10 protein-coding genes and 1 tRNA gene are annotated in these 11,407 nt (G+C 70.2%); 5 read left to right on the forward strand and 6 right to left on the reverse strand.

What is annotated here, in order from left to right:
* Positions 1 to 382: 382 nt before the first annotated feature.
* Positions 383 to 460 (reverse strand) — tRNA-Met (locus ACZ6ZQ_RS27855).
* A 188-nt stretch (positions 461 to 648) separates the two neighbouring features.
* Complete coding sequence (locus tag ACZ6ZQ_RS27860; protein WP_469771241.1) at positions 649 to 2,349, reverse strand: FAD-dependent monooxygenase; 1,701 nt, start codon at positions 2,347 to 2,349, stop codon at positions 649 to 651.
* A 352-nt stretch (positions 2,350 to 2,701) separates the two neighbouring features.
* Between ACZ6ZQ_RS27860 and ACZ6ZQ_RS27865 the strand changes: the two genes are divergently transcribed.
* Positions 2,702 to 4,042 (forward strand): LCP family protein, encoded by a 1,341-nt coding sequence (locus ACZ6ZQ_RS27865; protein ID WP_469771242.1) that lies wholly within the window; start codon positions 2,702 to 2,704, stop codon positions 4,040 to 4,042.
* 112 nt (positions 4,043 to 4,154) lie between these two features.
* Here ACZ6ZQ_RS27865 and ACZ6ZQ_RS27870 read toward each other — a convergent pair whose 3' ends face one another.
* From ACZ6ZQ_RS27870 to ACZ6ZQ_RS27885, 4 genes are all read right to left on the reverse strand, one after another.
* A complete protein-coding gene (locus ACZ6ZQ_RS27870) occupies positions 4,155 to 4,739 on the reverse strand; it encodes an NUDIX domain-containing protein (protein ID WP_469771243.1) in 585 nt (194 codons plus the stop codon).
* 603 nt (positions 4,740 to 5,342) lie between these two features.
* Positions 5,343 to 5,471 carry a hypothetical protein gene (locus ACZ6ZQ_RS27875; protein ID WP_469771244.1) on the reverse strand — a complete coding sequence of 43 codons (129 nt, stop codon included), beginning with the start codon at positions 5,469 to 5,471 and terminating at the stop codon, positions 5,343 to 5,345.
* On the reverse strand, positions 5,459 to 6,217 hold the full coding sequence (locus ACZ6ZQ_RS27880) for an ROK family protein (RefSeq protein ID WP_469771245.1): 759 nt from the start codon (positions 6,215 to 6,217) through the stop codon (positions 5,459 to 5,461). The genes ACZ6ZQ_RS27875 and ACZ6ZQ_RS27880 overlap by 13 nt, the downstream gene beginning before the upstream one ends.
* A 202-nt stretch (positions 6,218 to 6,419) precedes the next feature.
* Positions 6,420 to 7,394: a helix-turn-helix transcriptional regulator gene (locus ACZ6ZQ_RS27885; RefSeq protein ID WP_469771246.1), complete on the reverse strand. Its 975-nt coding sequence runs from the start codon at positions 7,392 to 7,394 to the stop codon at positions 6,420 to 6,422.
* A gap of 136 nt (positions 7,395 to 7,530) precedes the next feature.
* Here ACZ6ZQ_RS27885 and ACZ6ZQ_RS27890 point away from each other — a divergent pair, with 136 nt between their 5' ends.
* The 4 genes from ACZ6ZQ_RS27890 to ACZ6ZQ_RS27905 all read left to right on the forward strand — a co-directional run bounded on the left by ACZ6ZQ_RS27890 (position 7,531) and on the right by ACZ6ZQ_RS27905 (position 11,318).
* The gene (locus ACZ6ZQ_RS27890) at positions 7,531 to 7,926 is read left to right on the forward strand and encodes a RidA family protein (RefSeq protein WP_469771247.1); all 396 of its coding nucleotides are present in this window, start codon (positions 7,531 to 7,533) and stop codon (positions 7,924 to 7,926) included.
* 653 nt (positions 7,927 to 8,579) lie between these two features.
* Positions 8,580 to 9,440 carry a lysostaphin resistance A-like protein gene (locus ACZ6ZQ_RS27895; RefSeq protein WP_469771248.1) on the forward strand — a complete coding sequence of 287 codons (861 nt, stop codon included), beginning with the start codon at positions 8,580 to 8,582 and terminating at the stop codon, positions 9,438 to 9,440.
* Positions 9,430 to 10,704: a sensor histidine kinase gene (locus tag ACZ6ZQ_RS27900; protein WP_469771249.1), complete on the forward strand. Its 1,275-nt coding sequence runs from the start codon at positions 9,430 to 9,432 to the stop codon at positions 10,702 to 10,704. Before ACZ6ZQ_RS27895 ends, ACZ6ZQ_RS27900 begins: the two co-directional genes overlap by 11 nt.
* Positions 10,668 to 11,318 (forward strand): LuxR C-terminal-related transcriptional regulator, encoded by a 651-nt coding sequence (locus tag ACZ6ZQ_RS27905; protein WP_469771250.1) that lies wholly within the window; start codon positions 10,668 to 10,670, stop codon positions 11,316 to 11,318. The genes ACZ6ZQ_RS27900 and ACZ6ZQ_RS27905 overlap by 37 nt, the downstream gene beginning before the upstream one ends.
* The last annotated feature ends 89 nt before the right edge of the window (positions 11,319 to 11,407 follow it).

Consider the following 11,407-nt stretch of genomic DNA (forward strand, 5'->3'; position numbering starts at 1 on the left):
GCAGCCGACTGCACCACGGTCCACGTGCTGCACCTCGACGCGGGCAGCGTACGGGCCGAAGGCCCGGACGGCTGAGCCGCCACGACACGCGCGGTGGCGCGGTCTCGCTGGCCCGGGAGGCGTGGCCGGCCGCGCAACGGATGGGAGATGACCCCCACGCTGTTCATGGCCGACGCGCCAGGATCGGCGGGCCAGGTGCGCCGGATCGGTGCGGCGCGGCAGGAAGGCGATCCAGGTCGTGTTGATCCTGCCGGGCGAGACGGTGAGGTACGACGGCGAGCAGATGAGCATCGCTCCGCAGGTCGCGGCGGCCACATCCGGTCCGTAACTCCCGGCGCCCACACGCTGCCGGCCCCTCGACGGTGAGTCGAGGGGCGGGAGTTGGTAGCGGAAGCAGGATTTGAACCATGCGACCTCTGGGTTATGAGCCCAGCGAGCTACCGAGCTGCTCCACCCCGCGTCGGTGAGCCCGCCGTACGCCATCTGTCAGGTTGCGACGGGGAATTACCAGGCCGTGCCGACCGGCGGAGGGCCCGCCTGCCGCGGGCCGCGCGCGTCCGGATGGACGGCATCCGGCGATGCGAGGGGCCATGTCGGGGGACTTCGGCGTTCCGCTGCGGGGATCTTCGGCGTGGCCCTCCGCGGTGCTCACCCTTGCGCGGACAGAGCCGCGAGGTAGTCGGTCAGGGCCGCCGCGGTGCCGGTGAGTGGGAAGCGGGCGCCGAGTTGCCCGTCCGGGCGGACGACGAAGCCCGTCGAGCCGTCGGGGCGATAGAGCCGGGCGAACTCCCCGGCGGCGTCGCGGTATCCAGGGACGGCCAGGGCATCGGCGGCGGTCCGTGCGGCTTCGAGGGCGAGGACGACGACGGCCTGCAGCCCGGTCCTGGGGTCCGGGCCCTCGGGGGTGCCCGGACTGCCGTCGGCCATCAACAGCACCCCGGCGGCCCTGCTCGCTTCGGCGGCTTCGACCAGGTCGGCAATGCCGGCCGTGTACAGGAGCACCACGTGCCCCGTGCGGCCGCGCAGGATGTCGAGCAGGCGCAACGGGTAGGTGGCCACGGGCGCGGTCAGCCCGGCGCAGTCCGGGGCCCGGTCACCGGGCTGGGGCGCGTCGGCCGGCCCGTACGGGCTGCCTGCGAGCGGGCCGCCCCGGTAGCCGACGAGCAGCTGGGCCTCGCGGAGCATCAAGGTCCGTGGATCGTCGGGGTCGGTCTCGATGCCGTGCGTGGCGTGCCGGACGGTCCGGCCGACGACCTCCTCGCCGACCGGGCGACGCTCGGCGTCGTAGCTGGCGAGCAGGGCGGGCTCCGCCTCCCCCCGGACGACGAGGGCGAGCTTCCAGGCCAGGTTGCAGGCGTCCTGGATGCCGGTGTTCATGCCCTGGGCGCCGGTGGGCGGGTGGATGTGGGCGGCGTCGCCCGCGACGAAGACGCGCCTGTCGGCGTAGCGGTCGACGATGCGGTGGCTGACACGGAAGACGGAGGACCAGCGCATCCGGGAGAGGCGGGCGGGGCGGGGTGCCAGGCGGTCGACGACGGCCTGGATGTGGGACAGCTGAGGGGCACCACCGCCGTCCAGGCCGTGCGCGACGCCGTCGCCCTGCACGGGCCCCGGGCCGGTCGCCCGCGTGGAGAGTTCGGGCGGGACCAGCATCGACATGCGGTAGCGGCCCGTGCCGGGCAGCGGGATGCAGACCAGCAGGTCGTCGGTGGAACCGTTGTCGGCGCGGTGGCTGGAGCGTACGCCGTATCCGTGCGGCAGATCCCAGTCGGCCTCGACGTCGGCCAGCATGTACTCCTCTGGGAAGGCCGCGCCCTCGAAGGTCAGGCCCAGCCCCTTGCGGACGATGCTGTGCGCTCCGTCGCAGCCGATCAGATAGCGGGCACGCAGCTCCTCGTCGGCGCCGGAGGCGGTGCGCAGCCGGGCGGTGACCCCGTCCTGGTCCTGGGTGAACGACAGCAGTTCGGTGCCGCGTTCGGTGACCGTACCCAGGCCGGTGACGTACTCCTCGAGGAGGCGCTCGGTCTCGTACTGCGGCAGCGCTGCGAACCCGTAGGGCACCTCGGGCGGCAGCTCGAGGGCGATCCGCGCCTGTTCCCGGCCGTTGACGTAGATCAGCTGGCCGCGCAGCGGAACGGCGGCCTCCAGGACGGTGCGGGCCAGACCCATCCGGTCCCAGATCTCCAGGGTGCGCGGCTGGATGCCGACCGCCTTGGCGTACGGGAGGCGGGCCGGCAGCCGGTCGACGAGACGGCAGCGCACTCCGTGGCGGCGGAGATCAGCGGCCGCACTCAGTCCGACCGGGCCGGCGCCCACGATCAGCACGTCGGTCGTATGGGTGTGCTCCACGGGTGCCTCCCAGTGCCTGGCCCCGGACCGGTCCCGTCTTCCATGGTCGCCCGACGGTGCGCGGGCGGCGAGCCAGGCACCGGGGCCCGTGATCCGCGCCCCGGCCGGCCCTGGTCCGAGTACGTAGCCGCGTACCTCGCTGAGTGGGTGATTCTCGGGAAGGTCTCTCACCGTGACGGCGAATGTCCGGCGGTCGTTCGCCCGCGGACCGACCGGGACGGACAGACCCGCGTTGGACAACGTGGGTGATCACTGCCGGGAGTACGGCGAGCCCACCGGCGCGTAACACGGCCCTTCCGGTCCTGCCCGATAGCTTCGTGCTCATCAACTGTGCACCTTGTGGGGGTGTGTGATGCGTCGTGGTGTTGTCGGACTGACTCTTCTGGCCGGCCTGGTCTCCTCCTTGCCCTGGCTCGGCGCGCAGGCCGTCTCCGCCGTGAACGCACCGGCGGGCCGGGACGGCAGTCGCGGTACGAACATCCTGATCGTCGGCATCGACAGCCGTGCCGGCCTGTCTTCTGCGGAGAAGCAGCGTCTTCACGTGGGCGGCAAAGCGTGCGACTGCACCGACGTGATGATGCTCGTCCATCTTTCCGAGGACCATAGGCGCGCAAGCGTCGTCTCCATCCCCCGGGACAGTTACGTCGAGTACGCCACACCCGAGGGCGCCACCACTCCAACCCGCCGAGGCAAGATCAACGGGGCTTTCAAGATCGGCCGGGGTCCGCTGGCCGTGCGCACCGTCGAGAACGTCACCGGCCTGCGCATCGACCACTACCTCGAGACCGGCTTCACCGGCTTCGAGCAAGCTGTCGACAACCTGGGAGGCGCGACCGTCTGCACGGACAAGCCGCTCAAGGACGAAAATTCCGGCCTCGACATCATCGCGGGTACACAGCACCTCGACGGCAGTGGAGCACTGCGCTACGCCCGCGCCCGGCACATCAACCGCCCAGGTGACCTCGGCCGGGTCCGCCGCCAGCAGCGGATGCTCGCCGACATGCTGGCCCGTCTGACCGCGCAAGGGGCACTGGCCGATCCCGTGAGCGCGGCCCGTACGGCCGGCGAGCTGCTCAAGTCCGTACGCACGGACGACCGGACGGGCCTGGACGACCTCGTCCGTATCGGCTGGACACTGGGCCGCCTGTCAGCGGACCGGACGGAGTTCGCCACCGTGCCGATCTCCCAATTCGACCACCGGGTGCCCGGCGTGGGTTCCACATTGCTCTGGCACGAGGCCCGCTCCCAGGCCCTGTGGGACGCCCTGCGCTCAGATCGTCCCATCACGGGCGACACCCGTATCCTGCCCGTGCCAGAAACACGTGCCGAGACCGACCCCGCCGCAATCGAGGTGCGTGTCGATGACGCCACCGTCGCCAAGGCTCTGCGGCTCAGCAAGTTCGCCGTGGCGGACACCTCGGCGTCCGCCCCAGCGGCGCGGCCCGCCGGCCCGCCTGCCATCACGTACCCGGCCGGGCGTGAAGCAGATGCGTCCACGCTTGCCGCTGCCCTGCCCGGAGCCCGCCTGCGAGCCGTCTCCCGGCAGGACGCGGCCTTCGAAGTCACCGTGGGCTCCGAGCCCGTGGTGGTCAAGACCGTCACCTATGACCGCAACCTCGCCGAAGGCGCCCCCGTCACAGCGGACCACCTCCGCTGCGCCGGCCCGGCAGCGCCGCGTCCACGGAACCCCTGACCCTTGCAAGTCCGCAGCGTGCGGTGATCCGCTGCCGGCGAGCATGGCCCTGTCGGTACTCGACGAGCATCTGCACGGACCGTAGAGGGGTACGACACGACCGGGGCCGGTGTCACAGCTGGTGGGTCCAGGCGATGACCAGCATCACACCGGCGGCAAGCGCGGCGGCGGTGACGAGGTACGGCGCGATCCCTACCGTGCGGCCCCACATGCCGCCCGCCAGACGGGCGTGGAGGCAGCTGAGGAGCCATAGAGCACCCAGCCCGGCGAGCGCCGAGAGCAGACCGACCCCGAAGTGCGCCAGCCAGGCCCCGCCCGTCGACGGTCCGCCCCAGGACGTGGTGTACGGGCCGGGCTCGACCAGCGGGTACAGGACGCCGCGCAGGATGAACAGGATCTCCAACCCGATCGGGATCAGCGACAGCAGTCCGAGCGGGACGCACAGCAGCGCGTGGGCCAGCAGGCGCGCCGCGCCGGGCCGGCGGCCCGAGGACTGCGCCGCCGAGTCCTGCTCGCCGGCCTGGGCCCACCACCGGCGCGCCGTGTCCGAGCGCCCGGCCGCAACCATGCCGACCGTCGCGATCGACGCCGGAAGGAGCGTGGCGGCGTATCCGATCCGGCGCACGAACCGCGACCGGATGACACCCGAACCGGACTCCGCGGCGTTGTCGGGGCGCCGGGACGAGCTGACTGCCATGCCCTGTACCTCCACTGTCTGGCCGGCCCACTTGCCGACGACCAGAAGGTAGGAGCCAGGCTCCGTGGACCACGTCACACCACGGTGCCAAAACTGACCCCCTACCCCCGTGGGGGGTCAGGCAGGTCGGGGTGGTCGGGTTCGGGGCCTGGCAACTCGGCTGCGGCAGGGGGCGGCGTCATCGCGCGCGTGCCGCCGGCCGGCGGGCTGCTCTCGGGGCGGTTCACGGCTGCGACCGTCTTCGGCGCGGACGACCACCGCACCCACAACCGGCGTTGCGAGGCCTTCGGCGTCGGCGAGACCTTCCCGGGCGTGGAGTTCGCGACCGGGCTCGAGGTGGCGGAGCGGCTGCGTCCGCTGGTGCCCGAAGGCGTGACGTCGGCTCAGTTCGCGCTGCGCTGGATCGTGGAGCAGGAGCAGGGTGAGCGTCGTCATCACGAGCGCGCGCAAGGCCGATCAGGCTCATGCGAACGCCGCCGTAGCCGGGCTGGCTTCGCTGGATCAGGACACGCACAAGGCGGTGCATGCATCGGGCCTGCCGCCGTGCCTCGGCCCTCCAAGTCACCGGATCAGGAGCCCTGTTCGACCGGACCCGGATGGCTTCTAGACGTATTCCTCCACCCATGAGTGACCCTGCTTGGCGGCGACAGCCAGTTTCATCGCCCCTCTGGCGACGACGAGTTCAGCGTCCTCGATACGGCTGATCGTGCAGGCCGCCCTCAGCTCAGGCAAGGCAGCTCGCGAGCTGTCATGACTGCCGAATCCCAGTACCCCTTGTAACCAAGAGTGCCGCCTGCTACACGCACCACGTCCGGGTTGAGGATGTTCACAAGTGCAGCAATGGCAAGGCCGAATGCCACACCTGCTTCGTGCACCACACGCTCGACGCCAGGGTCGCCGAGGGCCAGTGCGGCGTGAACTTGATCTGGTGTTCTCCCGGTTCGCTTCACGATCGCCGCGCCGCCCGCGAGTTCGTCGAGGCGTTTCACTCCGTGATCGGTTGGCATCGGCATGCTGCCGACTTCGCCTGCCCACCCCCGTGAGCCCCTCACCACTCTCCCTTCCGAGAGGTAGGCGGAACCCACCGCAGTGCCACACATGAGCACGACCACGGTCGAAGCGTCCGCATGGTTGGTGGCCTCTTGCGCCAGGGCACCTCGGATGTCGTTGACGAGAAGCTGTGGAACGTCACAGTCTGCGAGTCCCTGCCAGCCCGCGAGTTGCGGCAGGACGTCAGAGATCTCAACCTTCCGGTTCGCCACCAATCCTGGTACAGCGATGCCCAGTGCATCGGGCCGCAGGCCATTGTCTGCGATGAAGGCCTGGATCGCGGCTTCGACATCCGTCGGAGTGGCTGCAGGCCCCGTTGCTACCCGCCGCATGAGCGGCCCCGCAAGGCCTTTGCCCTCCGCAAGCATGAGCAACTTGGTGCCACCGATGTCGACACTGAGTGTTGAACGCACCATGGCATGCCTCACGACTCGACCGTAGACGCAACCTACCACCGCCCTCACAAGGTCGGTCAGCCGTGTCCTCCTCCTGCCTGTCGTAGCGTCAGGCACGTCGAGGTCTTCCCGGTGGGCAGCGTGAGAACTCCCATCATCGGAAGACCTCAACCCCTACTCGGACACCGACGCGCCACCGCTCGTCAAACCCTCACCTGCGAAGAGCCGACACCTCTCAGGATGACACTCCGTAGCGGGTGGCAATCGCGGCGGCGCGGTTGCGCAGGGAGTTGCGCAACCACCGCGGGGACAGGGCTTCCGCGTCCGTGGCGAGTTGCCACAGCGCCCATTCGGCGTGTCTCGAATCTTGGAAGGTCACCTCCAGCCGCAGCAAGCCGTCCGAGTCGGCTTCTTCGGCGCGGACGGCCAGCGCGGTGCCCACCAGGTCCTCCCGCCGCGCCGGATCCACCCGTACCAGCACGGTGACTTGGTCGCCGCCGGTCCGAAACTGTGTGCTGCGTTCCTGCCAGGCCCGGTCCAGATCCACCCGGTCCGGTCGCTGTGCGGGTTCGGCGAGTTCCTTGGCGGCCAGGACCCGGGACAGCCGGTAGGTGCGGTCCGCGCCAGACCTCGTGGCCAACAAGTAGCCCCTGTCGCGTACGGTGACCAGGCCGATCGGGTCCACCGTGCGCCACTTCGGGGTCTGGTCCACAGCCGCGTAGTGGATGCGCAGCTTGTGCCCGGCGAACACCGCGCGCAGGACCTCGGCCACTATGGTGTCAGGCGTCTCCTCAGCGACCAGCCGGCGCGAGAGGAGGTCGGTCTCCGGGTCGATGAGCAATCGCTCGGCCGCGCCGGCCGCGGTGTCCCGATAGCTTTCGGGTAGCGCGTCAACCACCTTGAGCATCGCCGAGGCGAGCGCCGAGCCGAGGCCGAATGCCTGCGCGCCGCGCCGCGATCCGGCGACCAGCAGGGCAAGAGCCTCGTCGTGGTTCAGGCCGGTGAGCTCGGTCCGGAATCCGGGCAACAACGCGAAACCACCGTGCCGACCGCGTTCGGCGTAGACCGGGACGCCGGCTGCGGACAACGCCTCGATGTCGCGCAGCACGGTGCGGGTGGATACCTCCAGCTCGCGGGCCAGCGTGGCCGCTGACAGCCGACCATGCTGCCGCAGCAGCAGCACCAGCGAGACCAACCGGTCGGCGCGCATACGAAGACCTTACAGAAATACACGACAGAGGATGTCGTGATTTGCTGGAAGGCTCATCAACACGGCGAAAGAGACGGTGGCTACCGAGCCGATGGACGTACGTAACGTCGACGAATCGAATGGAGCTGATGTGGCAATGGAGCGAACGGCCGTCAACCCGTGGGCGTGGTCGGTGGAGATGGGCTACAACCAGGGCGAGATGGTCTCCGGGCACACCCAGACCCTGTACTGCGCCGGGCAGACCGCGATGAGCGGCGACGGCAAGCCCCAGCATACCGGTGACATGGCGGCGCAGTTGGCGCTGAGCCTCGACAACCTGGAGGCCGTGCTCGGCGAGGCCGGCATGTCCCTCGCGAACCTCGTCCGGCTCAACGTCTACACCACCGACGTCGATCGGCTCTTCGAGCACTACGGCGTGCTGGCGTCGCGGTTGGGCGCCGCCGGGGTGGCACCGTCCACCACGATGCTCGGGGTGGCACGGCTGGCGATCCCCGACCTGATGGTCGAGCTTGAGGGGACCGCCGTCGCGTGACGCGAGCTCGCCATTTCCGGCGGGGCTGCCGTTTGAACCGGCACGAGCAGCAGGCAGGTGGGTGTTCGCGGTGCTCAGAATGGTGACAATCGGCGTCTATGGCTTCGGTGGCGAGTCCTTCCTGCAACGACTGCGGCACGCGGACGCCCGCTTGCTGCTCGACGTACTCCGGCGCAGCGTCCTGGATCACGCCCGCTCAGAGCGATAGCCGAGCAGACAAGGCTGGCCTGCATCCAGGGATACGGGATCGGCGAGCGACACGGGCTCCGGCTGGTCAACGCGGCGAGTCGCTCCAGTGCCTCTGCGGTCCAGTAGCCGACTCGGTTGTCGACTCGGCGGTGCTGCCGCGACTGACTCACTTTCAGCGTGACGGGCTGTCTGCGGGCTCTCCTGCCGTTGCGGGTTGGGCGTCTCTGAGGGGCAGCCGGTTTCCCGAACCGGGAACGCGGAGTGGCAAACACCATTCGCTCCGGGTCACAGTCAGCCGACCGGGGATTCGTGGCCCCGGCGGCGGACATGGCCTCGCCAGCCCGCCAGGACCGCCATCAGGGTCCACGTCACACGCAACCGCCCACGAGGGTGTATCCAGGTACCCCCCGGCCCGGCATCCAGATGCAATGTCGGCGGCGCCGCCGAGCGGCATCGTCGGTGGCATGCGAATGACATCTGTCGATCTCAGGGCGATGGCCATGTTCCTCGTCGTTACCTTTCTGGCGGCCGGCGCGCTGGGCGTGCTCCAGCCGGCGACACGGATCCCCGGCGAGGTCATCCAGCTGACCCAGTTCGGACCCGCACTCGGGGTGGGAGTTGCCGCGCTGCTGTGGCCGCGGCGTGTACGGGCACTGCTCGCCGGCGCCCTGCCGGGCCGCAGCAGTCATGGGGTGCTCCTGATCGTCACGGCACCGCTGATCATCGCGCTCAGCGTCGGCGCGTACGCGACGCTCACCGGGAACGTGCGACTGACGCGTCCGGACGCCCCTTTTACGTTGATCGCCGCGGCGCAGCTCATCGGCGCGTGTGGCGAGGAGATCGGCTGGCGCTCCTTTCTGCAACCGCTGCTGCGCACCCGCTTCGGCCCCCTTGCCGCTTCGGTCGCGGTGGGCGTGGCGTGGGGCGTCTGGCACGTCCAGGTTTTCGCGAGACACCCTGTGTACGCGGGGGCGTTCTTGATGGCAGCCGTGTCCATGTCGGTCGTGATGGGGTGGGCCCTCGAAGGAGTGCGGACTTCCAGGCTGCTGCTCGCGGGAGGCTTCCACGCTCTGATCAACCTCGGCATGCTGCTGTTCATGGACGAAGAGTCGGGGGCGGTGCTCCCCATGGTGTTGTTCGGCGCGTCGTGCCTGGTGGCAGCGGGGCTCTGGACGTGGACCAGCTCTCGCAGGGGACAGTCGACGACGTCGGCGTCAGCCCTGGCACCGGTGACGGCAACGGGAACGGGAACGGGAACGGCACCGACACCGACACCGACACCGACACCGACTAAGCTCCCTCCGATCATGGACGATGTTCGATAAGCCACGCACGGTCGTCTCCCGCGCATGTGTCGCGGTCGGCCGGTGCCAGCTGGCGAGCCTGCATGCCCTCGCGGTGTCGGCGGTGGGCTCGCTCGTGGTACTCGCCGTGCTTCTGATACCCGTGGGCGTCGGCTTCCTGCTGCTGCCGCCGGCCACGCGTGCCCTGCGCTCGCTGTCCGATCGCTCCCGCTCACGCGCCGCCCGGTGGACGGGCGTCCATGTCACTGCGCCCGAGCCCCTGCCCGCGGACCGCACCCTCAACGCCCGCAGGGCATCGGGCGCGATCCTCGCCGATGAGGGATTCTGGCGCGACCTGGCGTGGGCCTGGCTGGAGCCGGTGACCGGCGGCCTCCTGGCCGCCGTCCCCCTCGCCCTGATCGAGTACGGGGTGTTCGGCGCGCTGGTGCAGCCGTTCATCTGGCGGCTCATCGACGACGGCAACTGGTATGCGTTCGTCCCGGTGCACAGCACCCCGACCATGCTCGCCGCGCTCGTGCTGGGGCTCGCCTTCATGGCCGCCGGCCTGCTCGCCGCCCCCGCCACGCTCCGGCTGCACAGCCGGGTGACCCGGCCCCTGCTCTCCGCGCCCCGCAGCACCCAGCTCACCCGGCGGGTCGATCAGCTCACCGACACCCGTGCCTGGGCTCTCGACACGCTGGCCGCCGAACTGCGGCGCATCGAGCGGAACCTCCACGACGGTGCGCAGGCTCGGCTGGTCTCCCTGGGGATGACGCTGGACCGTGCCATGCGCCGGATGGAGACAGACCCGGCGGCGGCACGCGAGCTCCTGCTGGACGTCCGCAGAACGTCCGAGCGGGCTCTGCAGGACCTGCGCGACCTCGTCCACGGCATCCACCCGCCGGTCCTCGCCGACCGAGGCCTCGGTGACGCCGTCCGCTCGCTGGCGCTCGACAGCTTCCTCGACGTCCACGTCGAGGCACGGCTGACGGGTCGGCTCCCGGCGCCGGTCGAGTCCGCCGCCTACTTCGCTGTGAGCGAGACTCTGACGAACGCGGCGAAGCACTCCGGCGCCCGCGAGGTCGGCATAGCCCTGACGCACGAGAACGGCGTGCTGCGCGTGACCGTCACCGACGACGGCCACGGCGGCGCCGACCCTTCACGGGGCACAGGACTGAGCGGCGTGCGACGGCGGTTGGGTACCTTCGACGGCACCCTCGTCCTGCACAGCCCGCAGGGCGGACCGACCACCGTGACGATGGAGATTCCGTGCGCGTTGTCCTCGCCGAAGACCTCTTCCTGCTGAGAGACGGGCTGACACGCACACTCCAGGAGCACGGCTGCGAGGTCCTCGCGGTGGACAACGGCCCCTCTCTGTTGCGCGCGCTCTTCGACGACGGGGACACAGCGCCGGATGTCGCGGTGGTCGACGTACGGCTGCCGCCGACCTTCACCGACGAGGGCCTGCGGGCCGCGCTGGAAGCCCGTCGCCGACGTCCCGGCCTGCCCGTCCTCATCCTCTCCCAGTACGTCGAGCAGCTCTACGCGAACGAGCTGCTGGCCGGGGGCGAAGGTGCCGTCGGGTATCTGCTCAAGGACCGGGTCACCAACACCGAGCAGTTCGTCGACGCGGTCCGCCGCGTGGCTGCCGGAGGCACGGTGATGGACCCTCAGGTCATCTCCAGGCTGCTGTCGCGCAGCGACGCCCGTGGCACGATCGGCAGCCTGACACCGCGCGAGCGCGACGTCCTCGAGCTGATGGCCGAGGGCAGGTCGAACACAGCCGTCGCAACCGCCCTGCACATCAGCGAGAGCGCAGTCGCCAAACACACGGCGAGCATCTTCGCCAAGCTGCGCATCAGCCCATCCGCGGACGACAACCGCAGAGTGCTGGCCGTTCTGGCATATCTCAAGCGCTAGGTCGTGTCTGACACATAGCGCCGTCCGCCCGCAGGGCGGGGCGCGCGGCGTCCGGTGCGTGCAATCGCAAGGCGGTGGGGGCACCTCCC

It is taken from the genome of Streptomyces sp. NPDC053673 (assembly GCF_055585225.1).

Coding starts and splice junctions, on each gene's coding strand:
- ACZ6ZQ_RS27885 (WP_469771246.1), bottom strand. CDS start 7,394: ATGCGCGCCGACCGGTTGGTCTCGCTGGTGCTGCTGCTGCGGCAGCAT.
- ACZ6ZQ_RS27870 (WP_469771243.1), bottom strand. CDS start 4,739: ATGGCAGTCAGCTCGTCCCGGCGCCCCGACAACGCCGCGGAGTCCGGT.
- ACZ6ZQ_RS27865 (WP_469771242.1), top strand. CDS start 2,702: ATGCGTCGTGGTGTTGTCGGACTGACTCTTCTGGCCGGCCTGGTCTCC.
- ACZ6ZQ_RS27900 (WP_469771249.1), top strand. CDS start 9,430: ATGTTCGATAAGCCACGCACGGTCGTCTCCCGCGCATGTGTCGCGGTC.
- ACZ6ZQ_RS27895 (WP_469771248.1), top strand. CDS start 8,580: ATGCGAATGACATCTGTCGATCTCAGGGCGATGGCCATGTTCCTCGTC.
- ACZ6ZQ_RS27890 (WP_469771247.1), top strand. CDS start 7,531: ATGGAGCGAACGGCCGTCAACCCGTGGGCGTGGTCGGTGGAGATGGGC.